Annotated in this window: 22 protein-coding genes; 14 read left to right on the top strand and 8 right to left on the bottom strand. The window is 68.5% G+C overall.

What is annotated here, in order from left to right:
* Window positions 1-426: 426 nt before the first annotated feature.
* A complete protein-coding gene (tyrS, locus tag AC5P5W_RS18925; protein WP_049441862.1) occupies window positions 427-1638 on the bottom strand; it encodes a tyrosine--tRNA ligase in 1212 nt (403 codons plus the stop codon).
* Between the two features lie 167 nt (window positions 1639-1805).
* Between tyrS and AC5P5W_RS18930 the strand changes: the two genes are divergently transcribed.
* Together AC5P5W_RS18930 and AC5P5W_RS18935 are read left to right on the top strand one after the other, a co-directional pair.
* Complete coding sequence (locus AC5P5W_RS18930; RefSeq protein WP_032961400.1) at window positions 1806-3278, top strand: M23 family metallopeptidase; 1473 nt, start codon at window positions 1806-1808, stop codon at window positions 3276-3278.
* 66 nt (window positions 3279-3344) lie between these two features.
* Window positions 3345-4472, top strand: a complete 1128-nt coding sequence (locus tag AC5P5W_RS18935; RefSeq protein ID WP_080281908.1) for an anhydro-N-acetylmuramic acid kinase — start codon at window positions 3345-3347, stop codon at window positions 4470-4472.
* A 106-nt stretch (window positions 4473-4578) separates the two neighbouring features.
* Here AC5P5W_RS18935 and AC5P5W_RS18940 read toward each other — a convergent pair whose 3' ends face one another.
* From AC5P5W_RS18940 to AC5P5W_RS18950, 3 genes are all read right to left on the bottom strand, one after another.
* The gene (locus tag AC5P5W_RS18940; RefSeq protein WP_014645678.1) at window positions 4579-4809 is read right to left on the bottom strand and encodes a hypothetical protein; all 231 of its coding nucleotides are present in this window, start codon (window positions 4807-4809) and stop codon (window positions 4579-4581) included.
* Between the two features lie 78 nt (window positions 4810-4887).
* The gene (locus AC5P5W_RS18945; RefSeq protein WP_197574619.1) at window positions 4888-6192 is read right to left on the bottom strand and encodes an AmpG family muropeptide MFS transporter; all 1305 of its coding nucleotides are present in this window, start codon (window positions 6190-6192) and stop codon (window positions 4888-4890) included.
* Entirely contained in the window at window positions 6189-6989 is an 801-nt protein-coding gene (locus AC5P5W_RS18950; protein ID WP_069118571.1) for an exodeoxyribonuclease III, read from the bottom strand. The genes AC5P5W_RS18945 and AC5P5W_RS18950 overlap by 4 nt, the downstream gene beginning before the upstream one ends.
* A 162-nt stretch (window positions 6990-7151) precedes the next feature.
* On the opposite strand from AC5P5W_RS18950, the gene pyrE reads away from it, so the two are divergent.
* The 8 genes from pyrE to AC5P5W_RS18990 all read left to right on the top strand — a co-directional run bounded on the left by pyrE (window position 7152) and on the right by AC5P5W_RS18990 (window position 16648).
* Complete coding sequence (pyrE, locus tag AC5P5W_RS18955) at window positions 7152-7811, top strand: orotate phosphoribosyltransferase (protein ID WP_032961411.1); 660 nt, start codon at window positions 7152-7154, stop codon at window positions 7809-7811.
* Between the two features lie 18 nt (window positions 7812-7829).
* Entirely contained in the window at window positions 7830-8492 is a 663-nt protein-coding gene (locus tag AC5P5W_RS18960; RefSeq protein WP_032961414.1) for a hypothetical protein, read from the top strand.
* 221 nt (window positions 8493-8713) lie between these two features.
* On the top strand, window positions 8714-8806 hold the full coding sequence (locus AC5P5W_RS18965) for a potassium-transporting ATPase subunit F (protein WP_005407770.1): 93 nt from the start codon (window positions 8714-8716) through the stop codon (window positions 8804-8806).
* Between the two features lie 11 nt (window positions 8807-8817).
* Window positions 8818-10527, top strand: coding sequence for a potassium-transporting ATPase subunit KdpA (kdpA, locus tag AC5P5W_RS18970; protein ID WP_014645673.1), 1710 nt, complete (start codon window positions 8818-8820; stop codon window positions 10525-10527).
* 10 nt (window positions 10528-10537) lie between these two features.
* The gene (kdpB, locus tag AC5P5W_RS18975) at window positions 10538-12595 is read left to right on the top strand and encodes a potassium-transporting ATPase subunit KdpB (RefSeq protein ID WP_197561268.1); all 2058 of its coding nucleotides are present in this window, start codon (window positions 10538-10540) and stop codon (window positions 12593-12595) included.
* Window positions 12592-13242: a potassium-transporting ATPase subunit KdpC gene (gene kdpC / locus AC5P5W_RS18980; protein ID WP_197574622.1), complete on the top strand. Its 651-nt coding sequence runs from the start codon at window positions 12592-12594 to the stop codon at window positions 13240-13242. The genes kdpB and kdpC overlap by 4 nt, the downstream gene beginning before the upstream one ends.
* Before the next feature lie 51 nt (window positions 13243-13293).
* Complete coding sequence (locus tag AC5P5W_RS18985; protein ID WP_495221369.1) at window positions 13294-15954, top strand: ATP-binding protein; 2661 nt, start codon at window positions 13294-13296, stop codon at window positions 15952-15954.
* Entirely contained in the window at window positions 15935-16648 is a 714-nt protein-coding gene (locus AC5P5W_RS18990) for a response regulator transcription factor (RefSeq protein ID WP_032961423.1), read from the top strand. Before AC5P5W_RS18985 ends, AC5P5W_RS18990 begins: the two co-directional genes overlap by 20 nt.
* Window positions 16649-17043: 395 nt before the next feature.
* Here AC5P5W_RS18990 and AC5P5W_RS18995 read toward each other — a convergent pair whose 3' ends face one another.
* The 3 genes from AC5P5W_RS18995 to coaBC are packed head-to-tail and all read right to left on the bottom strand — an operon-like array spanning window position 17044 to window position 21164.
* Entirely contained in the window at window positions 17044-19392 is a 2349-nt protein-coding gene (locus AC5P5W_RS18995; RefSeq protein ID WP_197574623.1) for a phosphomannomutase/phosphoglucomutase, read from the bottom strand.
* Window positions 19393-19404: 12 nt separating this feature from the next.
* The gene (gene dut / locus AC5P5W_RS19000; protein ID WP_014035700.1) at window positions 19405-19878 is read right to left on the bottom strand and encodes a dUTP diphosphatase; all 474 of its coding nucleotides are present in this window, start codon (window positions 19876-19878) and stop codon (window positions 19405-19407) included.
* Entirely contained in the window at window positions 19875-21164 is a 1290-nt protein-coding gene (gene coaBC / locus AC5P5W_RS19005; RefSeq protein ID WP_495221370.1) for a bifunctional phosphopantothenoylcysteine decarboxylase/phosphopantothenate--cysteine ligase CoaBC, read from the bottom strand. The genes dut and coaBC overlap by 4 nt, the downstream gene beginning before the upstream one ends.
* Window positions 21165-21363: 199 nt before the next feature.
* Here coaBC and AC5P5W_RS19010 point away from each other — a divergent pair, with 199 nt between their 5' ends.
* The 4 genes from AC5P5W_RS19010 to AC5P5W_RS19025 all read left to right on the top strand — a co-directional run bounded on the left by AC5P5W_RS19010 (window position 21364) and on the right by AC5P5W_RS19025 (window position 25484).
* Complete coding sequence (locus AC5P5W_RS19010) at window positions 21364-21990, top strand: response regulator (RefSeq protein ID WP_014645666.1); 627 nt, start codon at window positions 21364-21366, stop codon at window positions 21988-21990.
* 70 nt (window positions 21991-22060) lie between these two features.
* Complete coding sequence (gene radC / locus AC5P5W_RS19015; RefSeq protein WP_014035697.1) at window positions 22061-22765, top strand: RadC family protein; 705 nt, start codon at window positions 22061-22063, stop codon at window positions 22763-22765.
* Window positions 22766-22877: 112 nt separating this feature from the next.
* On the top strand, window positions 22878-24566 hold the full coding sequence (argS, locus tag AC5P5W_RS19020) for an arginine--tRNA ligase (protein WP_032961431.1): 1689 nt from the start codon (window positions 22878-22880) through the stop codon (window positions 24564-24566).
* A gap of 21 nt (window positions 24567-24587) precedes the next feature.
* Window positions 24588-25484 (top strand): SPOR domain-containing protein, encoded by an 897-nt coding sequence (locus AC5P5W_RS19025; RefSeq protein ID WP_046428160.1) that lies wholly within the window; start codon window positions 24588-24590, stop codon window positions 25482-25484.
* 90 nt (window positions 25485-25574) lie between these two features.
* Here the strand turns inward: AC5P5W_RS19025 and AC5P5W_RS19030 are convergent, their stop codons facing one another.
* A complete protein-coding gene (locus tag AC5P5W_RS19030; RefSeq protein ID WP_014035694.1) occupies window positions 25575-26327 on the bottom strand; it encodes an SDR family NAD(P)-dependent oxidoreductase in 753 nt (250 codons plus the stop codon).
* Between the last annotated feature and the right edge of the window lie 72 nt (window positions 26328-26399).

Consider the following 26399-nt stretch of genomic DNA (forward strand, 5'->3'; position numbering starts at 1 on the left):
AAACGTCTGCAAGATGGACAATCATCCTTCCTGCAGGCGCCTTCACAAGATACCTGCGCATACTTTCAAAGATCCGGGGAAGTGGCCTCAGCGCCGTTCCCGTGTGCTGCGAAGTTTCCTTCGTAGCGAGCCGCCCATTATGCCAGACTTTTTCAGTCCGTCAACACCTTCGTTCGATCATCTCGTTCGGCGGTGGTGGGCACCCTGATGTCGCTGAAGCCCCTTGGTGGCGACCCCTGCGACGGGGGAGGAGAAGTATGGCCCCATCCACATCATTTGTGAAGGGGGTGTGGCGATTTTTTTCACCGGATGTTGCATCTGTTCATCCGTCGCGCTGCGGTAGGAACCCGCGAAGCGCAGCCAAGCGTAGGCTTGGCTCTACAAGAGCATAAGGAAGGGCCGGCTGGCGCCGGCCCTTCCCTGCTGTCAGGCAGTGACCAGGCGCACGCGGGCGAAAGTACGCTTGCCGACCTGCAGCAGGCCTTCGAAGCCCGGCTGCAGCACCTGCTGGCCATCTTCGACCACTTCACCGTCGACCTTGACCGCGCGCTCCTTGAGCTTGCGATTGGCTTCAGAGTTGCTCGGGGTCAGGCCGGCCGCCGTCAGCAGCGCAGCGATACGCAGTCCTTCGGCCGGAATCGCCACGTCCTGCAGCGGCAGCTGGGTAATGTCACCCTGCCCGGTCACCGCTGCTTCCCAGCCTGCAATGGCCTGCTCGGCCGCCGCGGCGTCGTGGAAACGGGTCGCCAGTTCACGCGCCAGGCGCAGCTTGACCACACGCGGGTTCAAGCCGCCTTTGGCCACCTGCTCGCGCAGCTGCACGGCTTCGGCCTGGCTGATGTCGAAGGACAGCAGTTCGATCCAGCGCCACATCAGGGTGTCGTCCACCTTCATGGTCTTGGTGACGATGTCGATGGCCGGCTCGCTGATGCCAATGTAGTTGCCCAGCGACTTGGACATCTTGTTGACGCCGTCCAGGCCTTCCAGCAGCGGCATGGTCAGCACCACCTGCGGCTTCTGGCCGTGGTGTTCCTGCAGGCCACGGCCCATCAGCAGGTTGAACTTCTGGTCGGTACCGCCCAGTTCGACGTCGGCCTCCAGGGCCACCGAATCGTAGCCCTGCACCAGCGGGTACAGGAATTCGTGGATGGCGATGGACTGCTGGGCGGCATAGCGCTTGGCGAAGTCGTCGCGCTCGAGCATGCGCGCCACGGTGTGCTGGCCGGCCAGGCGGATCATGTCGGCCGCGCCCATCTTGCCGAACCACTCCGAGTTGAAGCGGACTTCGGTACGGCTGCGGTCGAGCACCTTGAACACCTGTTCCTCGTAGGTACGGGCGTTGGCCAGCACGTCATCGCGGCTGAGCGGCTTGCGGGTCAGGCTCTTGCCGGACGGGTCGCCGATCATGCCGGTGAAGTCGCCGATCAGGAAAATGACCTGGTGGCCGAGGTCCTGGAACTGGCGCATCTTGTTCAGCAGCACCGTATGGCCCAGGTGCAGGTCGGGCGCGGTGGGGTCGAAGCCGGCCTTGATCCGCAGCGGGCGGCCTTCCTGCAGGCGCGCACGCAGATCCTCGAGCTTGAGGATCTCGTCGGCACCACGGCCGATCAGGGCAAGGGCTTCTTCAATCGAGGACACGTGACTACTCCCGGCAACGCCGATTCTTGTGTGGGGTGTTAAAGCGAAGTTAACCCGATTGGCTTCACAAAAGCCAATGGGCACAAGGGTTTGACGCGGTTTTCTGAGGTGTCTATGGTAACCGGCGATCAGGCCCGCACTCCCAGGCCGCCAGGAAAAAACCGCCGATGCACAATTCCGAACAAGGGCGCGCACGCAAGCAGCGCTTCCAGGAACGCCTCCACGTCCTGCACGACAACACCCTGCATCGGAAGCTCAGGCAACATCTTCCCGCCGCCTTCAATGAGCGCTGGACCCGCCGCCATTGGATGCATGCCAGCCTGTTTGCGACCATCGGCGCCCTGGTGGCGACGATCGTCCCCGGTTTCTCGCACACCATCGATGCCCCCTACGCCGACAGCCACACCAGCCTGGCGCTGCCGTTGCCGCCGCTGACCATGGCCCGCCAGCAGCAGGTGCCGGGTGACAGCTGGCAGGTGCTGCGCGTGCAGCGTGGCCAGACCCTGAGCGACCTGTTCGACAAGGCTGGCATTCCGGCCACCACCCTGCACCGGGTGCTGGACCACCCCGGCGCGCGTGAGGCGTTGACCAAGCTGCGCCCGGGTGCCGAGATCGCCTTCGACATGCCGCTGTCCGGCGACCTGCGCAGCATCCGTTTCGACCGCGATGCCGACAACCGCGTGGAACTGAGCCTGGCCGGCGATGACATCAAGGAGAAAGTGACCAAGCGCGAGTCCTCCACGCGCACCGTGGTCACCAGCGGCGAGATCACCAGTTCGCTGTATGCCGCGGCCCGACGGGCCGGGCTGTCGCCGTCGGCGATCGCGACGATGACCGACGACATCTTCAAGTACGACATCGACTTCTCCAAGGACCTGCAGCCGGGCGACCGCTTCAGCGTGGTGATGGATGAAACCTGGCGCGAAGGCGAGAAGGTGGACACCAGCAAGATCCTGGCGGCGACCTTCACCACCGGTGGCAAGACCTATTCCGGCTTCCGCTTCGACCGCAACGGCAAGTCCGAGTACTACGACATCAACGGCCGTTCGCTGAAGAAGAGCTTCATCCGCATGCCGATCCCGTTCGCACGGCTGAGTTCGACCTTCGGCGCGCGCAAGCACCCGGTGCTGGGCAAGATGCGCATGCACAAGGGCGTGGACTACGCCGCGCGCACCGGCACTCCGATCATGGCCGCGGGCGATGCCCGCGTGCAGTTCGCCGGCGTGCAGCGCGGCTACGGCAACGTGGTGATCCTCGACCATGGCCGCGGCCACACCACCCTGTACGGCCACATGTCGCGCTTTGCGAACATCAGGACCGGCCAGCGCGTGGCCCAGGGCACGGTGATCGGCTACGTCGGTTCGACCGGCCTGGCGACCGGGCCGCACCTGCACTACGAATTCCGCGTCAACGGCGAGCACCGCAACCCGCTGACCGTGACCATGCCGCCGCCGGAACCGCTGAAGGGCGCCGAGCTGGTCGCCTTCCGCGCGCAGACCGCGCCGGCGATGGCGCGCATCCAGGGCATGGAGAAGCTGATCTACGCCGACGCCAGCCCGGCACCGACCAGCCGCGACGAGGCTGCGCCCGAGGTGGCCAGCGCCAAGGACAAGCAGGCGACCGGCCGCAAGCGCGGCTGAGCGTCTTGCGTTGACGAAGAAGGACGCGGCAGCCCAAGCTTGCCGCGTCCTTTTTTTATGCCTGCCATGAACACGACTGCCGACGCTGACGCCCCCCTGTACCTTGGCCTGATGTCGGGCACCAGCGCCGATGGCATCGATGCCGCGCTGGTGCAGTTCCCCGCCGGCGGTGGCTGCCGCTTCGTGCACGGCCTGACCGCCCGCTGGGAGCCGGTGCTGCGCGCGCGGCTGGTGGCGCTGGGCGAAGGTGGCCCGCTGGAGTCGCTGGAGGAACTGGGCGAACTGGACGCGCGGATCGCGATCAACTTCGCCGGGGCCGCCAATCAACTGCTGGCCGAGGCCGGCGTGGACCGCAGCCAGGTGCGCGCGATCGGCTCGCACGGCCAGACCGTGCGCCACCGCCCGCTGGCCGACCCGGCGTTCACCGTGCAGCTGGGCGACGGCAACCGCATTGCCGAACTGACCGGGATCACGACGGTATCCGACTTCCGCCGCCGCGACGTGGCGGCCGGGGGCCACGGTGCGCCGCTGATGCCGGCCTTCCACCTGGGCATGCTGGGCACCGCCGACGAAGACCGCGCGGTGCTCAACCTGGGCGGCATCGCCAACCTGACCCTGATCCCGCGCGAAGGCGCGGTGCGTGGCTTCGATACCGGCCCGGCCAATGCGCTGATGGACGCCTGGTGCCAGCGCCATACCGGCCGCACCTTCGATGCCGATGGCGCTTACGCTGCCAGTGGCACGTTGGACGAGGGCCTGCTGGCCGGCTGGCGCTCGGACCCGTGGTTCGCGCTGCCGCCGCCGAAGAGCACCGGGCGCGAACAGTTTCACCTGTCCTGGGCCGAAGCCCACATGGGGGAGGGCGAGTACGCCGCTGCCGATGTGCAGGCCACCCTGCTGGAGCTGACCGTGGCGACCGTGGCCGATGCGTTGCTGGCGCAGCAGCCGCAGACCCGGCGCCTGCTGGTCTGTGGCGGCGGTGTGCGCAACCGGCAGCTGATGAAGCGGCTGGCGGCGCGGCTGCCGGAGGTGCAGGTTGAGTCCAGCGCGGTGCATGGGCTGGACCCGGAGTACGTGGAGGCGATGGGTTTCGCCTGGCTGGCGCAGCGGACGATGGACGGGCTGGCGGGCAACCTGCCGAGCGTGACCGGGGCGACGGGCCCGCGGATCCTGGGGGCGATCCACCTGGCGTGAGGTGGGCCGTCCGCGCAGGTGAGGCGCCGTTGTAGAGCCGAGCCCTGCTCGGCTTAGCGCGGGCCGGGCCAAGAGCAGCCGAGCATGGCTCGGCTCTACAAAGGCGCTAATCGAAGCCCTGCCCTGCCGGCAGGGCCTGCAGGGCGGCAATCGCGGCGGAGAGGGCGTCCACTTCGGGATCGCCGAAGCCGGAGCGGACCTCCAGTTCACTGCTGAACAGCCCCTGCTCCAGCAAGGCGGCGCAGGTCTGTTCGTGGGTCCAGCCGCGGGCGACCGCGACCCGTCGGATGCGTTCCAGCAGCAGCGGGTCCAGGTCCCGCAGCACAACGTCGGCCATGCTCACTTCCCCGTTCGCAAGGCACCGCCCCCTCGGCGCGTCGGGGGCGATGATCCCGCAGTCCGGGCGGGCAGGCAATCAGGCGACCGGCGGCGGCCCGCGATCGGCGATCCGCGGCCACAGCCACGCCAGCAGCAGCAGGGTTGGCACCACGGTGATCGAGCTGAGGATGAAGAACGTGCTGTAGGACGTGGCTTCGACGATGTAGCCGGAGGCGCCACCGACGAACTTGCCCGGCAGGTTGGCCAGCGAGACCAGCAATGCGTACTGGGTGGCGGTGAAGTTGCGGTCGGTCAGCGACGACATGAAGGCCACCAGCACGGTGCCGGCAAAGCCCTGGAACAGGTTGTCGGCACTGAGCGCGGCGTAGAACGCCCACAGCTTGCCCGGATTGTGCGCCATCAGCAGGAAGGCCAGGTTGGACAGCGCCACGCCCAGCGCGGCCACCAGCAGCATGCGGCGGAAGCCGAACGCAGCCACCGCGATGCCGCCAAGGAACGCGCCGCCGATGCCCATCCACACACCGAACAGCTTGGAGACGGTGGCGATGTCGGCCTTGTCGAACCCCGAGTCGAGATAGAACGGCCCGGCCATCACTCCGATCACCTGGTCGGGAAACTTGAACAGGCCGACGAAGGCCAGCAGCACCAGCGCCAGTGCCACGCCATTGCGGCTGAAGAAGCTGGAGATGGGCTGGACGAACGCTTCGGCAATATCGATGCGGCGCTGCACGGCGGTGGCCGGGCGCTGCGGTTCGGCGCACAGCAGGGTGGTGACGATCGGCAGCAGCATCAGCGCGGCCATCGCCAGGTAGGCGACGATCCAGCCTTCGAACTGGGCCAGGTACAGCGCGCCGGCACCGGCCAGGATCAGGCCGATCCGGTAGCCCAGCGTATAGGTGGCGGCCAGCGCCGCCTGGGCGGTCTGCGGCGCGATCTCGATGCGGTAGGCATCGACGGCCGAATCCTGGGTGGCGCCGGCGAACGACGCCACCAGCACCCACATCACCAACGGCCACACGCCCTGTTCGGGCCGCACGAAGGCCAGCGCGACCAGCCCGACCAGCACCAGCACCTGCGACACCAGCAGCCAGGAGCGGCGGCGGCCGAGCCGCCCCAACAGCGGGAAGGCGTAGCGGTCCAGCAGCGGTGCCCACAGGAACTTGAGCAGGTAGAAGAAGCTGGCCAGGCTGATCAGGCCGATGCTGCCCAGGTCCAGCCCGACGTCGCGCAGGCGCGTGGACAGGGTCTGCGAGGCGATCAGCAGGAACGGCAGGCCACTGCCGAAGCCGAGCATGGCCATGGTCAGCGCCGACGGGGTACCGAAGGCGCGCTTGATGCCGGCCCAGCCCTTGTAGCTGACCGGCGTGGCGGCCTCGGTCACAGGTCGTAGTCCACGGTGAACGGGGCGTGGTCGGAGAAGCGCTCGTCGCGGTAGATCGAGCAGCTGCGCAGTCGGTCACGCAGGCCCGGGGTGATGAACTGGTAGTCGATGCGCCAACCGACATTGTTGGCACGGGCGGCGCCGCGGTTGCTCCACCAGGTGTAGTCCTCTCCGGTGGGGTTGAGCAGGCGGTAGGCATCGGCCCACCCACGGCCGCCGGCGACATCGGTGGTCTGGCCGTGGTCGGCGCACAGCGCGTTGAGCCAGTCGCGCTCCTCCGGCAGGCAGCCGGAGTTCTTCTGGTTGGACTTCCAGTTCTTGATGTCCAGCGCCGAACGCACGATGTTCCAGTCACCGCACAGCACGTAGTCGCGGCCGCTGCGCGCCCACGCTTCGAGGATCGGCCGCAGCCATTCCATCACTTCGAACTTGAAGCCCTGGCGCAGGTCGCCCGAGCTGCCCGATGGGATATAGAAGGAAACCACGCTGAGATTGCCGTAGCGCGCCTCGATGTAGCGGCCTTCGTCGTCGAACGGCGCCCAACCCAGCGAGGTGATGACCTGGTCCGGTTCGCGCTTGCTGTAGATCGCCACGCCGCTGTAGCCCTTCTTGGTGATGGCATCGCGATAGAAGCAGTGGTGGCCGTCCGGACGGAACATCGGGTCGGTCAGCTGGTCTTCCTGGGCCTTGGTTTCCTGGATGCACAGGACGTCGGCGTCCTGGGCACGGAACCAGTCGAGGAAGCCCTTGGTCGCGGCGGAACGGATGCCATTGGCGTTGAAACTGATGATGCGCATGCGGGGGACCTGCGGCGGGAAACCGGGCAAGCATAACGGTTGCCCGCAGGGCTGCGCAGTCCGCCAGGCCGGGCCTGGACGGCTTTCACATGGCGCTGGACGAGCGCGAAACGCCCAGCTGGATTAGGATTTGTGCTCCAAATGAAGATGAATCGAGTTTTGATGAGCGACCACCGCCACCGTTTCCTGCAGCTGGCCCTGACTGCCGACGCCCTGCGCTTCGGCCAGTTCACCCTCAAGTCCGGCCGGCTGAGCCCCTATTTCTTCAACGCCGGTCGTTTCGACTCCGGTTCGCTGCTGTCGCAGCTCGGCGCCTGCTACGCCGATGCCATCGATGCCACCGGGATCAAGTACGACGTGGTGTTCGGCCCGGCCTACAAGGGCATTCCGCTGGCCACCGCGATGGCCTGCGAGCTGGCCCAGCGTGGCCGCGACCTGCCGCTGTCGTTCAACCGCAAGGAAGCCAAGGACCATGGCGAAGGCGGCCAGCTGATCGGCGCCGACCTGAATGGCAAGCGCGTGCTGATCGTCGATGACGTGATCACCGCCGGTACCGCGATCCGCGAAGCGCTGGGCATCATCCGCGCTGCCGGCGGCACCCCGGCCGGCATCGTGGTGGCACTGGACCGCCAGGAGATCGCCTCGGAAGCCGACCGTCGCTCGGCGGCACAGTCGGTGGCCGAAGAAGCCGGCATTCCGGTGATCGCCGTGGCATCGCTGGCCGATCTGCTTGATTTCGCCTCCGGCAACCCGGAACTTGTCGGTTACCGGCAGCCGCTGGAAGCCTACCGGGCCCAGTACGGCGTCCGTTCGATCCGCTGACCGACCAGGGGAAAGGTCATGTCCCGAGTTCCTGCTGTTCTCTTTGCCGGCCTGCTGCTGGCCGTGCCGTTCACCGTGCCGGCGCAGTCGCGCGACGGCGGCAAGGTGGAAAAGAAGCTGTACTGCTGGAACGAGGGCAAGGAGCGGATCTGCAGTGATTCGCTGCCGGCCGATGCGGTCAATCACGCCCGCGAGGAGTTCAACGCGAAGAGCGGCCTGCGCAATGCGCAGGTCCAGCGCGCGTTGACCGACGAGGAGCGCGCCGCAGCCAGCACCGTGGCACAGCAGCAGCAGCTGGACCTGATGGCCGAGCAGACCCGCCAGCGCACCGAGCAGGCGATGCTGTCCACCTATGGCAGCGAGGACGACCTGCGCCGGGTGTTCGCCGAACGCCAGGAAGTGCTGGACAACAACCTGAAGACCGCCGAGTACAACGTCACCAGCCTGCGCGAATCGCTGGTGGCGCTGCTGTCGGCCGCCGGTGACCGCGAACTGGCCGGTGGCAAGGTGGCCGACAAGCAGGCCGAGGCGATCCGCCAGCGGCATGTACAACTGCAGTCGCAGCAACGCCTGCAGGCCGGGTTCCTGCAGCAGCAGCAGGCGCTGAAGGCCGAGATCGACAGCACGCTGCAGCGCTATCGCGAGCTGAAGGGCGTGGCGCAGGCGAGCCAGGCGCCGTGATTCGCCTGTAGCGTCGGGCCCACGCTCGACTCCGCGTGACCTTGGGAAAGGGCAGCCGAGCATGGGCTCGGCTCTACAGCAGGCGGCGCGTGGTTACGGGTTGGCCCACGGAATTTATGCACTCTTTACGCGTCGGCCCGGTCCGGCGCGTAGTGCGTTTATGGGTGGCAGGACGACGATGACGGCCTGAGGTGGAGGGGTTCCACCAGGTCGCTATTGAAATGTCCCCCTGGCTGTCTTTGTTGTGTGGCGTGCTGGTGCTGGTCGCCGCCGCCTATCTTCTCTATGTCGTGCTGCGGCCCGAATCGTTCTAACGGAGCCGGCCATGACTGAGATGCTTGTCATTCTTGCCGCCAGCCTGCTGCTGGCGTGGCCGCTGGGCCTGTACCTGGCCCGCGTGATGCGCGGCACGCCGATGAAGGTCGACGTGCTGTTCAACTGGATCGAAAAGCCGTTGTACAAGGTGTTCGGCGTCGATCCCTCGCGCGCGATGTCCTGGCGCGGCTACGTGCTGGCCTTCGTGCTGAGCAACGTGGTGGTCGCTGTGTTGACCCAGGCGGTGTTCATGACCCAGGCCTGGTTGCCACTGAACCCGGACCAGATCCCGAACATGCGCTGGGACACCGCGCTGCACACGATGATCTCGTTCCTGACCAACACCAACCAGCAGCACTATTCGGGCCAGGCGCAGCTGTCCTACCTCTCGCAGATGACCGGCATCACCGGCCTGCAGGTGGTGACGCCGATGATGGGCCTGGCGCTGGCGGTGGCGACGCTGCGCGCGTTGTTCTCGCGTGCGCCGCAGGCTGCGGCGGCCACCGGTGCCGGCGATGACCGCCAGGTGGCGGTAGGCAACTACTACGTGGACGTGGTGCGCCTGTGCGTGCGTTTCCTGTTGCCGCTGTGCCTGGTGTGGACCCTGCTGCTGACCAGCCAGGGTGTGCCATCGACGATGGCCGGTGGCCCGCAGGCCACGCCGATCGATGCCAGCGCCGGCATGACCGGACAGAAGCTGCCGCTGGGCCCGGTGGCGGCGATGGTCGCGGCCAAGCAGCTTGGCGCCAACGGTGGCGGCTGGTACGGCCCGAACAGCAGCTTCCCGCTGGAGAACCCGACCCCGCTGTCGAACGCGCTGGAAATCGTCGGCATCCTGCTGGTGCCGATGGCGGTGATCTTCATGATCGGCGCGTTCACCGGCCGGCGTCGCTTCGGCGCCCTGGTGTTCAGCTGCATGCTGGGCATGTCGCTGCTTTCCACCGGCGCGATGATGTGGAGCGAAGGGCATAGCGCCAGCGCCGCCACACCGCTGCTGATGGAAGGCAAGGAGGTGCGCTTCGGCGCCGACGGCACGGCGCTGTGGGCGGCGGTGACTACCCAGGTCTCCAATGGCTCGGTGAACGGCATGCACGATTCGCTGGCGCCGCTGAGCGGTGGCATCGCGATGGTCAACATGCTGGTCAGCGCGATCTGGGGCGGCATCGGCTGTGGCCTGCAGCAGTTCATCGTCTATCTGCTGCTGGGTGTGTTCCTGGCCGGGTTGATGACCGGGCGCACGCCGGAACTGTTCGGCCGCAAGCTGGAGACGCCCCAGGTGCGCCTGCTGGCCCTGCTGGTGCTGCTGCAGCCGATCACCCTGCTGGTGTTCACTGCGATCACCCTGGCCGTGCCCGGCCTGGCCGGCACCTCCAACCCCGGCTTCCATGGCATCAGCCAGGTGTTCTACGAGTATGTCTCGGCCTACGCCAACAACGGTTCGGGCTTCGAAGGACTGGGTGACGCCACGCTGTGGTGGAACCTGAGCTGCTCGCTGGTACTGCTGCTGGGCCGCTTCCCGCTGCTGATCATTCCGCTGGTGGTGGCCGCACAGCTGGCCGCCAAGCGCCAGGCGCCGGAGTCTGCCGGCAGCCTGCAGATCGAAACCCCGACCTTCGCCCTGACCCTGGTCTCGGTGATCGTCATCCTGACCGTGCTGCAGTTCATGCCGGCGCTGGTACTCGGCCCGATCGCCGATCACCTGAGCCTGGGACTGCGCTGAGGACACCCTGATGAGTACCCAAGCAAGTTCAACCCGTAGTACCCATGCACCGCGCCCTGCCCTGCTTGATGGCGCCGGCCTGCGCCGTGCGCTGGTCGAAGCGGTGCGCAAGCTGGCGCCGATGCATCTGGTGCGCAGCCCGGTGATGGCGGTGGTGATGGCCGGCACGATCGTCGCCGCGATCGTCACCCTGACCGGCAATGCACCGCTGGGCTTCGGCCTGGCAGTGACCGCCATCCTGCTGGTGACCGTGCTGTTCGGCAATTTCGCCGAGGCAGTGGCCGAAGCGCGTGGCCGTGGCCAGGCCGCCTCGCTGCGCCGTGCCCGCCAGGACCTGGTGGCGCGCCGGCTGGCGGCGCCGCAGCCGGGCGCAGCCGAAGCCCAGGTGCCTGCCGCCGAGCTGCGCCCGGGCGACCATGTGATCGTCAGTGCCGGTGAGCTGGTGCCGGCCGATGGCGAGATCGTGCAGGGCCTGGCCACCATCAACGAAGCGGCAGTAACCGGCGAATCGGCACCGGTGCTGCGCGAGGCCGGTACCGACCGTTCCGGTGTGATCGGTGGCACCAAGGTGCTGTCCGACCAGATCATCGTGCGGGTGACCGCCGAGCCGGGCCACAGCTTCCTGGACCGCATGATCGCGCTGGTGGAAGGTGCCAATCGCCAGAAGACCCCCAACGAGATCGCGCTGACCCTGCTGCTGGCGGCGATGACGCTGACCTTCCTGGTGGTGGTGGCCACGTTGCCGGCGATCGGCGCGGCCGTGGGCGTGCAGGTCGATCCACTGCTGCTGATCGCACTGCTGGTGTGCCTGATCCCGACCACCATCGGCGGCCTGCTGCCGGCCATCGGCATCGCCGGCATGAACCGTGCGCTGGCTGCCAACGTGCTGGCCAAGTCGGGCAAGGCGGTGGAAGTGGCCGGCGACGTCGACGTGCTGCTGCTGGACAAGACCGGCACCATCACCTACGGCGACCGCCAGGCCAGCCACTTCCATCCGCTGGCCGGCATCGACGCCAGCCAGCTGCGCGAGGCCGCACTGCTGTCCTCGCTGGCCGACCCGACCCCGGAAGGCAAGTCGATCGTGCGCCTGGCGCGCGAACAGGGCTGCGCCACCGCCGAGCCGGACCGTGCCGACTACCTGGCCTTCAGTGCCCAGACCCGGATGTCCGGCGTCGATCTGGAGCATGGGCGGCAGATCCGCAAGGGCGCTGCCGATGCGATCCGCACCCACGTGCAGGCGCTCGGCGGCAACGTGCCGGCTGAACTGGCCGGCCGCGTCGAGCAAGTCGCGCGCAATGGCGCCACCCCGCTGGTGGTGGCCGAGGGCCGCCACGTGCTGGGCGTGATCGAGCTGTCGGACGTGGTCAAGCACGGCATGCGCGAGAAGTTCGCACAGCTGCGGGCGATGGGTATCCGCACGGTGATGATCACCGGCGACAACCCGCTGACCGCCGCCGCCATCGCTGCCGAAGCGGGCGTTGACGACTACATCGCCGAGGCGCGTCCGGAAGACAAGCTGGCACGCATCCGCCAGGAACAGGCCGGTGGCCGCCTGGTGGCGATGGTGGGCGATGGCACCAACGATGCTCCCGCGCTGGCCCAGGCCGACATCGGCCTGGCGATGAACTCCGGCACGCAGGCGGCGAAGGAGGCCGGCAACATGGTCGACCTCGATTCAGACCCGGCCAAGCTGCTGGCGGTCGTGGAAGTGGGCAAGCAGCAGCTGATCACCCGCGGTGCGCTGACCACCTTCTCGCTGGCCAACGACGTGTCCAAGTACTTCGCGATCCTGCCGGCGCTGTTCGCCGCTGCGGTTCCGGCCATGGCCGCACTGAACGTGATGCAGCTGTCGAGCCCACGCAACGCGGTGCTGGCGGCGCTGATCTTCAACGCGCTGGTGATTCCCGCGCTGATCCCGCTCGCCCTGCGTGGCGTGCGCTTCCGTCCGGCCACGGCCACCGCGCTGCTGCGCCGGAACATGCTGGTGTACGGCCTCGGCGGCGTGCTGTTGCCGTTCGCGGCGATCAAGCTGATCGACCTCTTCCTTGTCCTGGTATTCGGCGCATGAACCGTTCTGCTTCCACCTCCACCTCCCTGCCCCGCGAACCGAAGGCCGAAGCCCGCGTGGCCAGCCTGCAGGACGGCGCCGGCTGGCGCCCGGCGATCGGCCTGGGCCTGGCCACCCTGCTGCTGGCCGGCGCGGTCTACGCCGGCATCGCCACCGGTTTCGCCGGCCTGGCCTACCCCACCCAGGCCGAGGGCAGCCTGCTGCGCGATGGCAGCGGCCAGGTGCGCGGCTCGGCATGGTTGTCGCAGCCGTTCACCGGCGATGGCTACTTCCAGGCACGGCCGTCGGCGGCCAACTACGACCCGATGGCCGCGGCCGGTTCCAACCTGGCGCGCAGCAACCCGGCGCTGGCCGAGCGTGTTGCCGCCAGCACGGCGGCGGTGGCCGCGCGCGAAGGTGTCGCCCCGGCGCAGGTGCCGGCCGACCTGGTCACCCAGTCCGGCGGCGGGCTGGATCCGCAGCTGTCGCCGGCGGCGGCGCAGCTGCAGGTGGCACGCGTGGCACGTGCCCGCGGCCTGCCGGTGGAGCGCGTGCAGGCCATGGTGCAGGCACATACTGAAGGGCGCCAGTGGGGCGTGTTCGGCCAGCCGCGGGTGAACGTGGTGACGCTGAACTTCGCGCTGGACCATGCGGCCAAGGCGCCGTGATGCCGGCCTGCATCGGCTGCGCGCACAATGGCGGCCATGACAGCGGCCCCCATGACTGATGCGCGTACCCGCCAGGCCGATGCCCTGGTGGAAGGCCTGCAACGCGAAGCCGGTGGCAAGCTGACCGTGTTCCTCGGCGCTGCGCCGGGTGTGGGCAAGACCTACACCATGCTGACCCGTGCCCAGGAGCAGCTGCGCCGCGGCGTGGACCTGGTGGTCGGGCTGGTGGAAACCCATGGCCGCGCCGAAACCCAGGCCCTGCTGGAAGGTCTGCCGCAGCTGCCGTTGAAGGACGTGGCCTATCACGGCCACGCCCTGCAGGAGATGGACCTGGATGCCGTGCTGGCACGGCATCCAGCGCTGGTGCTGGTGGACGAACTGGCCCATCGCAATGCGCCCGGCAGCCGCCATGAGCGGCGCTGGCAGGATGTGATGGAGCTGCTCGACGCCGGCATCGACGTCTGGACCACGGTCAACATCCAGCATCTGGAAAGCCTCAACGACGTGGTGATGCGCATCACCGGCGTGCGGGTCAGCGAGACCGTGCCCGATGGCGTGCTCGATCGCCTGCACGACATCGTGCTGGTCGATCTGCCGCCGCGCGAACTGATCGCGCGCCTGCAGCAGGGCAAGGTCTATGTGCCCGAACAGGCCGCGCAGGCGCTGCAGGCGTTCTTCTCGCCGGCCAACCTGACCGCCCTGCGTGAGCTGGCGATGCAGGAAGCCGCCGACCGCGTCGACAGCAGCCTGCGTGAAACCCGCGCCGCACGGGGCGAAGGCAACCTGCCGCTGCGGCGCGGCGTGCTGGTGGCCATCGATGGCGGCGGCCGGAGCGAGTACCTGGTGCGGGTGGCGCGCCGCATCGCCGAGCGCCGCGACGCACCGTGGACGGTGGTGACCGTGCAGGGCCGGCGCCAGGACGAGGCCACGCGGCGCGAGATCGATGCGGCCTTCGCCCTGGCACGGCGGCTGGGCGGCGACGCCGAACTGCTGCACGGATCGAGCATCGCCGATGCCCTGCTCGACCATGCAGCGCACAACGGCGTATCGACCCTGGTGCTGGGGCGCACCCGTGAGCGCCCGCTGGCGCGGATGTTCAACCGAACCCTGACCCAGCAGCTGATCCAGCGCGGCGCGCACTACGAGATCACCATCATCAGCACGCCGCAGGCCCGGGCGCGCTCGCGCCGCGAAGGTCTGCTGCCACCGATGCGCGGCATCAGCTACGAGCCGGTACAGGCACTGATCGCCACCGCGCTGGCCTGTGCGGTGGCTTGGCTGGCCGAACGCTGGGTCGGCATGGCCGACCTGTCGATGGTGTTCATCGTGGCAGTGGTGCTGGTGGCGGCGCGCACGCGTGCCAGCGTGGCGGTGATGGCGGCGATCCTGTGCTTCCTGGCCTACAACTTCCTGTTCATCGCGCCCCGCTTCACCTTCGCCATCGGTGCGCGCCAGGGCGTGATCACCGTGTTCCTGTTCCTGGCCGCCGCCTTGGTGGCCGGACGGCTGGCCTCGCGCCTGCGCATGCAGGTCATTGCGCTGCGTGCGGCCAACCGCCATGCACGTGCACGCCAGCAGCTGGGCCGTCAGCTGGCCAGCGCCGCTGGCAACGGCGAGGTGGCACAGGCAGGTCGGCATGCCTTGGAGCAGGCGATGGATGTGCCGGCGTGGCTGCGGATCGGCGCGGACACTGCCGCCGGTGGCCGCAGCCAACCCGGCGATACCGACCTGGCTGCCGCCGACTGGGCGCTGCGCCACGGCCAGCCCAGCGGCCGCTTCACCGACACCCTGGCCGGTGCGCAGTGGTGGTTCCTGCCATTGCTGGATGGCGAAGATCGCGCGATCGGCGTGGCCGGCCTGTACCTGCCCGGCGCACAGGCACGCCTGCTGCCCGAACAGCGGCAGCTTGCCGAAGCGATGGTCGATGACATCGCGCAGGCCGCACTGCGTACCCGGCTGGTGGCCGAACTGGAACAGGCGCATGTCAGCAACGAGACCGAGCGGTTGCGCTCGGCCCTGCTCTCTTCGGTGTCGCACGACCTGCGCTCTCCACTGGCGGCGATGATCGGTTCGGCCGACAGCCTGGCCAGTTACGGCGCGGCGATGGACACGGCCGATCGCCGTGCCCTGCTGGACACCATCCTGGTCGAAGGCGAGCGGCTGGACCGCTACATCCAGAACCTGCTGGACATGACCCGCCTTGGCCACGAAGGTCTGAAGATCAACCGTGACTGGATCGGCGTGGACGAACTGATCGGCTCGGCCGCACGGCGCCTGCAGCGCTACCAGCCCAAGGTGCGGCTGGAGCTGGACATTCCGTCCACGCTGGCGCCGATCTGGGTACACCCGGCGCTGGTCGAACAGGCCGTGTTCAACGTGATGGAGAACGCGGCCAAGTTCTCGCCGCCCGACGCCGCCGTGCAGGTGCAGGCGCGCGAACTGGACGGCCAGCTGCGCATCGACGTGATCGATGCCGGCCCCGGCATTCCCGACGACGAGCGCGCGCGCATCTTCGACATGTTCTACAGCGTCGAGCGCGGCGACCGCGGCCGCCACGGCACCGGCCTGGGCCTGACCATCTGCCAGGGCATGATCGGCGCACATGGCGGCAGCGTGCAGGCGCTGCCCGGACGCGACGGTCGCGGTACCCTGATCCGCATCACCCTGCCCCTGCTCAAGCCAGCCTCCCACGATGAGCCCGACCCCGATTGATGCCAGCGTGCCGGCCGCGCGCGTGCTGGTGATCGATGATGAAACCCAGATCCGCCGGTTCCTGGACATCAGCCTGCGCGCGCAGGGCTACCAGGTGCGGCAGGCCGCCACCGGCCAGGAAGGCCTGCAGCTGGCGGCCAGCGAGGACATGGACCTGGTGATCCTGGATATCGGCCTGCCGGACATGGAAGGCCACGAGGTACTTGAACAGCTGCGGCAGTGGAGCCAGGTGCCGGTGATCATGCTGACCGTGCGCGCCGGCGAAGCCGAGAAGGTGCGCGCACTGGATACCGGCGCCAACGACTACGTGACCAAGCCGTTCGGCACGCAGGAACTGATGGCACGGGTGCGGGCGCTGCTGCGCACGCGCAGCGTACCCAGTGATGGCACGCCACCGGTGTTCGACGACGGCCACCTGCGCGTGGACCTGGTGCGCCGCGAAGTCGCCCTGCAGGGTGAACCGGTGGCGTTGACCCGCAAGGAATACGCGTTGCTGTCGCTGCTGCTGCGCAATGCCGGGCGGGTAGTGACACAGCCGCAGATCCTGCAGGAGATCTGGGGGCCGACCCACCAGCACGATACCCATTACCTGCGCATCCTGGTCGGCAAGCTGCGGCACAAGCTGGGCGATTCGGCGCTGGATTCACGCTACCTGTTCACCGAACCGGGCGTGGGCTTGCGATTCAAGGGGTGAGGGTGTGCCGAACAACGGTCGGCACCCACCAAAGCAAATTCGGAAGAGCATCCACGCATAGCGTGGATCTCTGCTGTGTCGACCAAGGTCGACACCTACCAAGAGCAGTTCATGCGGTTCGGACAGATCGCGGAAATCTGTCGAAGGCGGGGTGGGTCCGGTTGCGGGGGCGTGAGCCGCATGGATGCGGCGACCGAGCTTACATGGGTGAGGGCGCTTTGCTTGCGAAGCACTGCTTCGCAAGCGCCCGAACGCCCAGCCGCCAGCGGCTGGGCCGGGCCCCGGAGGGGGACTTGCAGCGTCCCCCGTAACCGGACCCACCCCGCATCCCACGGATAGCCGGCCTTTGACGTTGACGTTGATTCGGCGGGTGCCGGGCGCCGCCCGGCCCCACCTCAGAACCCCAGCGGGGTGTCGCCCAGCACCGGCTGCAGCTGGCTGCGGAACAAGGCCTTGATGCGCTCCAGTGCGGCATCGTCGTTGCCTTCGAAGCGCAGCACCAGCACCGGCGTGGTGTTGGAGGCGCGCACCAGGCCCCAGCCATCGGCGAAGTCCACGCGCAGGCCATCGATGGTCGACAGGCGGCCCCCCACATACGGGTTGTCCGGCGACTGCGCCGCCGCCACCAGCATCGCCACCAGCGCATGCGACGTCCCGTCGGCCACCGCTACCTTCAGCTCCGGCGTGGCGACCATTTCCGGCAGTTCGCCCAGCACTTCGTCCGGGGTCTCCTCGCGCTGGGCCAGGATCTCCAGCAGGCGCGCAGCGGCGTACAGGCCGTCGTCGAAACCGAACCAGCGTTCCTTGAAGAAGAAGTGGCCGCTCATCTCACCGGCCAGCTCGGCATCGGTCTCGCGCATCTTCGCCTTCATCAGCGAATGCCCGGTCTTCCACATCAGCGGGCTGCCACCGTTGCGCAGCACATGGTCGGACAGCTTGCCGGTGCACTTGACGTCGTAGATCACCATCGCGCCCGGATTGCGCATCAGCACGTCGGCAGCGAACAGCATCAGCAGGCGGTCGGCATAGATGATCCTGCCTTCGCCGGTGACCACGCCCAACCGGTCGCCGTCGCCATCGAAGGCTACGCCGAGGTCGGCGCCGAAGCGCTTGACCGTCTGCACCAGGTCTTCCAGGTTGGCCGGCTCGCTCGGGTCGGGATGATGGTTGGGGAAGGTGCCATCGACATCGCAGTACAGCGGAATGACGTCGGCGCCGATTGCTTCCAGCAGCTGCGGAGCCAGTGCGCCGGCCACGCCATTGCCGGCATCGGCCACGACCTTCAGCGGACGGTCCAGCTGCACGTCATCGGCGATGCGCTGGATGTAGTCGGCACTCACATCGCGCTGCTGGTAGTCACCCGGCTCGGCGGACTGCACCAGGCGGCCCTCGACGATGCGCTGGTAGAGGTCGGTGATCGCATCGCCGGACAGCGTCTCGCCGCCGATCACCACCTTGAAGCCGTTGTACTCGGGCGGGTTGTGGCTGCCGGTGACCGCCACGCAGGTGCCGGTACGCAGATGGAAGGCGGCGTAGTACACGAGCGGGGTCGGCGCCAGGCCGATGTCGATCACCGCGCAGCCGGCACGGCGCAGGCCCTCGGCCAGCCCGGCCGTCAGCTCGGGTCCGGACAGGCGGCCATCGCGCCCGATCACCACCTCGCGCAGGCCCTGCTCCAGTGCCACGGTGCCGATGGCCTGGCCGATCAGCGCCGCGGTCTTCGGTGTCAGTTCGCTGCCCACCATGCCGCGGATGTCATAGGCGCGGAAGATGCCGGCGGCCAGCTCTTCGGCAGGCACCGGCGGTGGCGGCGGTGGCGTGGCATCGCCACTGCCGGTCACGGCGGCCACCGGTGGCGGCGCCTGCTGCAGGCTCTCGCTCAGGGTCGGGCCATGGTCGGCCTCGGACGCGGCGGCGCGGCGCGGCAACGGCAGCGACTTCGGCAGCCGGTCGCGCCCCACCACCAGCAACACGGCAATGAACGCCAGCAGCAACGCCACAATGGCGCTGGCCAGCGCGCCCAGGCCGAGCGGACCGGCCTCGACATTCGGCACCGACGCGACCAGCCGCAACGGCGTGCCTGCAACCGGGCGCGCCAGCGCTTCCGCACTTTCGGCCAGGCTCGGGTCGCCCTGGGTGACCAGATCGAATGCTCCCTGGCGCAGGCCGAGGAAGCCGGCGGACGGCGCGCTGACCTGGTCGAGCGGCGACGTCAGCCGCAGCAGTGGTTGGCGGACATAGATGACGGCCGGCCCCAGGCTGCCCAGCTGCACCGGCGCGGCCAGGCCCAGGCGGTTGCCGCCGCCGTCGCGGACCACGCGCAGGCTTGGCCTGGCCTCGGCCAGCGCCGCTTCCAGCAGCGCCAGGCGGGAATACCCGAAGGTGGCCGGATCGGCATAGGCGTTGGCCAGATCGGCCGCCAGCACCTCGACCTGCTCGACTCCGGTCCAGCTCTCGCGAACGGCCAGCGCCGCCGCAGCGGCGTCGCCGGCCTGCAGCGCCTGCTGCACGCGATCGTTCTTCAACTGCTGCTGCAGCTGCTGCAACTGGCCCGCAGCAGCCTGCTGCAGGCCCTGCACGGCCTGGTCACGCGCCTCTTCCAGCGCCTGCCCGTTGGCCTCCTGCCGCCATTGCTGCACCGCGCTCCATCCGAACCAGCCGGCCAACAGGATCAACAGCACCCCCAGTAGAGGTGCACTGCGACCCAACGACCGTCCCCGCTGTCCTTCCCCGATGCCGCTCATCGATGTCCCCTGTCAACGCACCCCGGTATGGCCGAATCCACCCGCGCCCCGCACGCTGTCGGTGAAAGTATCCACTACCTGCAGGCTGACGCGGGCGATCGGAACCACCACCAGCTGCGCGATGCGATCGCCCGGCTCGATGGTGAAGGCCTCGCGGCCACGGTTCCAGACGCTGATCAGCAGCGGCCCCTGGTAGTCGGCATCGATCAGGCCGGTGCCGTTGCCCAGCACGATGCCATGCCGATGGCCCAGCCCGGAACGCGGCAGGATCACCGCGCACAGGTTCGGGTCGGCAATATGGATGGCCAGGCCGCTGGGCACCAGCGCGGTGTCGCCCGGCTGCAGGGTCAGCGCGGTATCCAGCGCCGCGCGCAGGTCCATGCCGGCACTGGCCTCGGTGGCATAGGCCGGCAGCGGCCAGCTGTCGCCGAAGCGCGGATCGAGCAGCTTGACCTGCAGCGGGTGGGAAGTGGATGCCTGGGTCATGCCTGGAGTCTCCGCGCGATCAGCGCCAGCAGTTGTTCGGCCAGCTCGCGCTTGGAAGTGGCCGGGAATACCTGTTCGCCGTCCTGCCAGAAGGCCGTGGCGGCATTGTTGTCGCTCTCGAAACCGCCGCCACTGATGCCGACCTGGTTGGCGATCACCAGGTCCAGGCGCTTGTCGACCAGTTTGCCGCGCGCGTATTTCTCCACGTCGTGGGTCTCGGCGGCGAAGCCGACCACCAGCTTCAGCGACTGCGTCTGTGCAGCGACTTCGGCGAGGATGTCCGGCGTGCGCACCAGTTCGATCACCAGCGACTGGCTGTCGGCGGTCTTCTTCAGCTTCTGCGCGGCGACCTGGCGCGGCGTGTAGTCGGACACCGCGGCGGCACCGATATAGATGTCGGCGGGCAGCGACTTCAGTACGGCATCGCGCATCTGCGCGGCCGAGCGCACGTCGATACGCTGCACGCCCGGCGGCGTCGGCAGCTGTACCGGACCGCTGACCAGCACCACCTGCGCGCCCAGCGCGGCAGCAGCGGCGGCCAGGGCAAAGCCCATCTTGCCGCTGCTGCGGTTGCCGACGTAACGCACCGGATCGATGTCTTCGTAGGTCGGGCCGGCACTGATCAGCAGGCGCAGCCCCTGCAGGGCACGGGTTTCCGGCGCGGCAACCGTCGCAGCGGCGCCGCCATTGGCGGCCAGCGCGGCCACGATGTCGCCGGGTTCGGCCAGCCGGCCGGGGCCGGATTCACCTTCGGCCAGCGGGCCATCGACCGGGCCGATCACCTGCGCACCACGCTGGCGCAGCAGGGCGATGTTGGCCTGGGTGGCCGGATGCAGCCACATGCGATGGTTCATCGCCGGGCAGATCGTCAGCGGTGCGGTGCTGGCCAGGCACAGGGTGCTGACCAGGTCATCGGCATGGCCCTGGGCCAGCCGGGCCAGCAGATCGGCGGTTCCCGGCGCGACCACGATGCGGTCCGCCCAGCGGGCCAGCTCGATGTGGCCCATGGCCTGTTCGGCGGCGCCGTCCCACAGCGTGGTGCGGGTCGGCTGCCCGGACAGGGCCTGGAAACTGAGGGGGGTGACGAACTGCTGGGCGCCGGCGGTCATCGCCACCTGCACCTGGGCGCCCGCATCACGCAGGCGTCGCACCAGTTCCAGGGCCTTGTAGGCCGCGATCCCGCCTCCGACGCACAACAGCAGTTTCTGGCCTTCCAGCGCGCGGCCGGGCGCGGGGGAAGCGTTGGGGGAGTCAGCCACCTGGAATTCCTGTGCAAACGAGGGCATTAGCTTACCCGATGGTCGGTAATGTCCCGGTGCACAGCGCACATAGCGGGCAGCTATCAGCAGATGGGACTTGCACCACAGCGCTTCCGGGGTTCAAGACACTGCGATTCGGAACTTTCCTATACCTGTAGGCCGGCCACGTTTGCAGAATCGTCAGTGGCCGCCGCAGGTGTGCCGCTTCGCTTTTCGAGGATTCCGCGTGCACCCGCGCATCATCATCGCCGACGACCATCCCGTCGTCCTGCATGGCATCCGCATCGTGCTGCAGACCCACCTGATGGAGGTCGTCGGCAGCGCGCGTGACGGCGCCGAGCTGCTGCAGCTGGTCGAGCACCACGGCTGCGACGCGGTGCTGACCGACCTCTCCATGCCGGGCACCGGCCCGGATGGCCCGGAACTGATCGCTGAACTGCGCGCACGCCACCCGCGCATGCCCGTGGTGGTGCTTACCGGCGCCCGCCACCCCGGCCTGCTCGATGGCCTGCTGCGTGAGGGTGTCAGCGGCCTGGTCGACAAGTGCGCCGATTTCGGCGAGTTGCCGCAGGCCCTGAACGCGGCCATGGCAGGGCAGGTGTTCGTCTCGCAGCAGCTGCGCCACCACCTGCAGGCGCGCGACCTGATGTTCGCGCGCGAACCGGCGGCGCTGTCCGCCCGCGAACAGGAAGTGCTGGACCTGTTGGCCGCCGGGCTGAAAGTGAACGCCATCGCCGTCCACTGCGGCCGCAGCCCCAAGACGATCAGCCGGCAGAAGGCCGAGGCCAAGCGCAAGCTGGGGCTGCAGAACAACCAGGAGCTGTTCGCCTACCTGCAGTCGCGACGCGACTGAGGCAACGGCCGACCCGGGCATGCGTCCTGCCCTGATGGGCCGCATCGCCCCCACTGGCGATGATGCAGGCATGCCCATCCACGACTGGCCCGAACAGGAACGTCCCCGCGAGAAGCTGATCGCACGCGGCCCCGCCACGCTGTCCGACGCAGAACTGCTGGCACTGTTCCTCGGCTCCGGCTTCGGTGGACGCGATGCGGTGCAGACCGCGCGCGACCTGCTGCAGGCGCACGGTCCCCTGCGTGTGCTGCTGGACCGCCCGGCCCGCGAGCTGGCCCGGTTGCCGGGGCTGGGCCCTGCTCGAAGCTGTGCACTGGCCGCCGGGCTGGAACTGGCCCACCGCTATCTGGCGGCCGAACTTCAGCAGGGCGAGGCCGTCGGCAACAACCCGGCTGCGGTCGGCCGCTATCTGCAGCACCGCCTGCGCGGCCAGGCCCGCGAGATCTTCATGGCGCTGTTCCTGGACAACCGCCACCGCCTGATCGCCTGCGAAGAACTGTTCCAGGGCACCATCAATGCCGCCCCGGTCTATCCCCGCGAGGTGGTGCGTCGAGCCCTGCTGCACAATGCGGCAGCGGTGATCCTCAGCCACAATCATCCTTCCGGCGACCCCGAGCCCTCCGGCGCCGACACCCGCATCACCGATGAACTGCAGCAGGCGCTGGCACTGGTGGACGTGCGCCTGCTCGACCACTTCGTCGTCGGCGAGGGCCGCCCCGTTTCATTTGCTGAACGGGGCCTGCTGTCCCCGCCCCAGCCGCGCCTGTTCGGCTGAACGGCCCTGGTCAGGGCCGGGCGGGCGCCCCGCAGGCATGTCCTGGTCAGCGTGGGCGCGGGCATCTGCGCTAAAATGGGCGATTCCGCCGCTCATTCTCACAGCAGGCCTCGTGAAAAATCTCCTCCGCGCCCTGATCAGCCAAGGCATCGAAGCCTTGCGCGCCAATGGCACCCTGCCCGCCGACTCCCTGCCGCCGGACTTCGTGGTCGAGCGCCCGAAGACCCGTGACCACGGCGACTTCGCCACCAACGCCGCGATGCTGCTGGCCAAGGCCGCGCGCAGCAATCCGCGCGCACTGGCACAGGCGCTGGTCGAGGCGCTGCCGCGCAGCGAGGACGTCAGCAAGGTCGAGATCGCCGGCCCCGGCTTCATCAACTTCCATCTGGCCCCGGCCGCGTACCAGCGCGAAACCGCCTCGGTCATCAAGGAAGCCCACGACTACGGCCGCAACCTGTCCGGCAATGGCCGCACGGTGGGCGTGGAGTACGTGTCGGCCAACCCGACCGGCCCGCTGCATGTCGGCCATGGCCGCGCAGCGGCGATCGGCGACTGCGTGGCCCGCGTGCTCGATGCCAACGGCTGGAACGCCAAGCGCGAGTTCTACTACAACGACGCTGGCGTGCAGATCGAGAACCTGGCGCTGTCCACCCAGGCGCGGATCAAGGGCATCGCACCCGATCAGGACGGCTGGCCGGAAGGCGGCTACCGCGGTGAGTACATCGCCGATGTCGCCCGCGCCTACATGGCCGGTGCCAGCGTCGACCTGGAAGGCAGCACCGTGGTCGGCGCCAAGGATCCGGACGACATGCAGGCAATCCGCCGCTTCGCCGTGGCCTACCTGCGCAACGAGCAGAACCTGGACCTGGCCGCGTTCGGTGTCGACTTCGACATCTACTTCCTGGAAAGCTCGCTGTACGCCGACGGCAAGGTTGCCGAAGCGGTGGCCAAGCTGCAGGCGTCCGGCCACACCTATGAGGAAGGCGGCGCGCTGTGGCTGCGCAGCACCGACTTCGGTGACGACAAGGACCGCGTGATGCGCAAGTCCGACGGCACCTTCACCTACTTCGTGCCGGACGTGGCCTACCACCTGTCCAAGTGGCAGCGCGGCTACGAGCGCGCGATCACCGAACTGGGCGCCGACCATCACGGCTCGCTGGCGCGCGTGCGCGCCGGCCTGCAGGCGATGGAAGTGGGCATCCCGCAGGGCTGGCCGGAATACGTGCTGCACCAGATGGTCACGGTCATGCGCGGCGGCGAGGAAGTGAAGCTGTCCAAGCGTGCCGGCAGCTACTTCACCCTGCGCGACCTGATCGAAGAAGCCGGCCGCGATGCGACCCGCTGGTTCCTGATCGCGCGCAAGCCCGATTCGCAGCTGACCTTCGACATCGACCTGGCGCGCCAGCAGAGCAACGACAATCCGGTGTTCTACGTGCAGTACGCGCACGCCCGTGTCTGCAGCCTGCTGCGCCAGGCGCAGGAAAAGGGCCTGGTGTACGAGCAGGGCAATGGCCTGGCCAACCTTGGCCACCTGGCCGACGATGCCTCGCTGCTGTTGATGAACGAGATCTCGCGCTATCCGGAAGTGGTGGAAGCGGCCGGCGTGGCGCTGGAGCCGCACCTGGTGGCGCAGTACCTGCGTGAATTGGCGCATGCCTTCCACACGTGGTATCACGGGACGCCGGTGCTGGTGGAAGACGCCGCCGATCGCAACGCCAAGCTGACCCTGGCCTGCGCGGCGCGCCAGGTGCTGGCCAACGGCCTTGAACTCCTGGGCGTGAGCGCCCCGGAAAAAATGTAAGCATCAGGAGACGCAGTACACATGGCAGCACGACGCGGCAAAACCCAGGCACGACGCAACAGCAGCAGCCAGGGCACACCCGGATGGGTGTGGCTGGTGGCCGGTGTGGCGATCGCCGCCGTGGTGTTCCTGGCGGCGCCGAACCTGTTCAAGGGCGAAGGCGACGGCTTCCTGCGCGCCGGTCCGCAGCCGAACCCGAACGCGCAGCCGGCCCCGGTTGCTGATGCAGACAGCGATGTCGGCAGCCAGCCAGCCGCGCAGCCGGCCACGCCGAAGCCGGCCGAACCGGAGAAGCCCGCGGCGACGCAGTACGACTTCTACACCCTGCTGCCGGGCAAGGAAGTGGAAATGTCCGACGCCGAACTGGCCGCCAGCGCGCGTGCCGAGGACCAGCGCCGGGCCAAGGCCGAAGCGTCGCGCGCGCAGGCCGCGCTGGAGGGCAAGCCGGTGCCGCCGGCGAGCACGGCCACGCCGGCACCGACCGCAACGGCCAGCGTCGCCAGCACCGCACCGGTGACCGCGAGCAACCGTCCGCTGCCGGCACCGCTGAGCGAGCGCCCGGCCGCGGCAACCCCGCCGGCCAGCACCGCACCGGCGTCGACCAGCACGGCCGCCACCCCCGCGCCGCGCGCGGAAGCCGCGCCCACCGCGCCGGCGACCACTGCCGCACCGGCGCCCGCCGACAACGCCCGCTACATCCTGCAGGCAGGTGCCTTCGGTGCGTCCGGCGACGCCGAAGCCACCAAGGCCAAGCTGGCCATGATGGGCCTGGCGGCACGCGTGGAGTCGGCGCAGATCAACGGCAAGACCGTGTATCGCGTGCGCATGGGGCCGTACGGCAGCGCCGGCGAACTGTCTGAAGCGAAGCAGAAGCTGGATGGCACCGGCCTGCAGGCGATGGCCATCAAGGCGCAGTGACGTTCTGCGGGACTGCATGAAGAAAGCCGGGCATTGCCCGGCTTTTTTTGTTTCTGCCGAGTCGAGCATGGCTCGACTCCACACACGGCGTCAGCCCTCGCGGGCGACCTGGAACCCGGCGAAGGACTGGCTGACCGGCATCAGCTCCAGGCGATTGATGTTCAGGTGCGGTGGCAGCGTGGCCACCCAGAAGATCTGTTCGGCGATGTCTTCGGCGGTCATCGGATTGGCACCGCTGTACAGCTTGTCCGACGCATTCTGGTCGCCATGGGTGCGGACCACGGTGAACTCGGTCTCGGCCATGCCCGGCTCGATCGTGGTCACGCGCACGCCGGTGCCGTGCAGGTCCGAACGCAGGCCCAGCGAGAACTGGCTGACGAAGGCCTTGGTGCCACCGTAGGCGTTGCCACCCGGGTACGGGTAGACGCCGGCCACCGACGAGATGTTGATGATCGCACCCTTGCGCTCCACCAGCTGCGGCAACAGGCGGTGGGTCAGGGTCACCAGCGCGGTGATGTTGGTGTCGATCATCGTGGTCCAGTCCGACAGCCTGGCGCTCTGTGCCGGTGCGGTGCCCTGCGCCAGACCGGCGTTGTTGACCAGCAGGTCGATCTCGCCGAAGGCCGGCGGCAGCGCCAGCAGGGCCGCCTCCATCGCCACCGGATCGCGGATGTCGAAGGCGGCGGCGTGCACCACGTCCTTGCCATAGCGCTCGACCAGCGGTTGCAGGCGTTCGCCGCGGCGGCCGGTGGCGATCACTTTCCAGCCGGCCTGGGCGAAGCGGTGGACGGCGGCGGCGCCGAAGCCGGACGTGGCGCCGGTAATCAGGACAGTGCGGGTCATCAGGCAACTCCAAGGGGAAAACCAGATCTCCATTCTGGCACCGTCCGGCAGCACCCGTGTTGCCGGATCGGC

This window comes from Stenotrophomonas sp. YJH_SMC_123 (genome assembly GCF_059368215.1).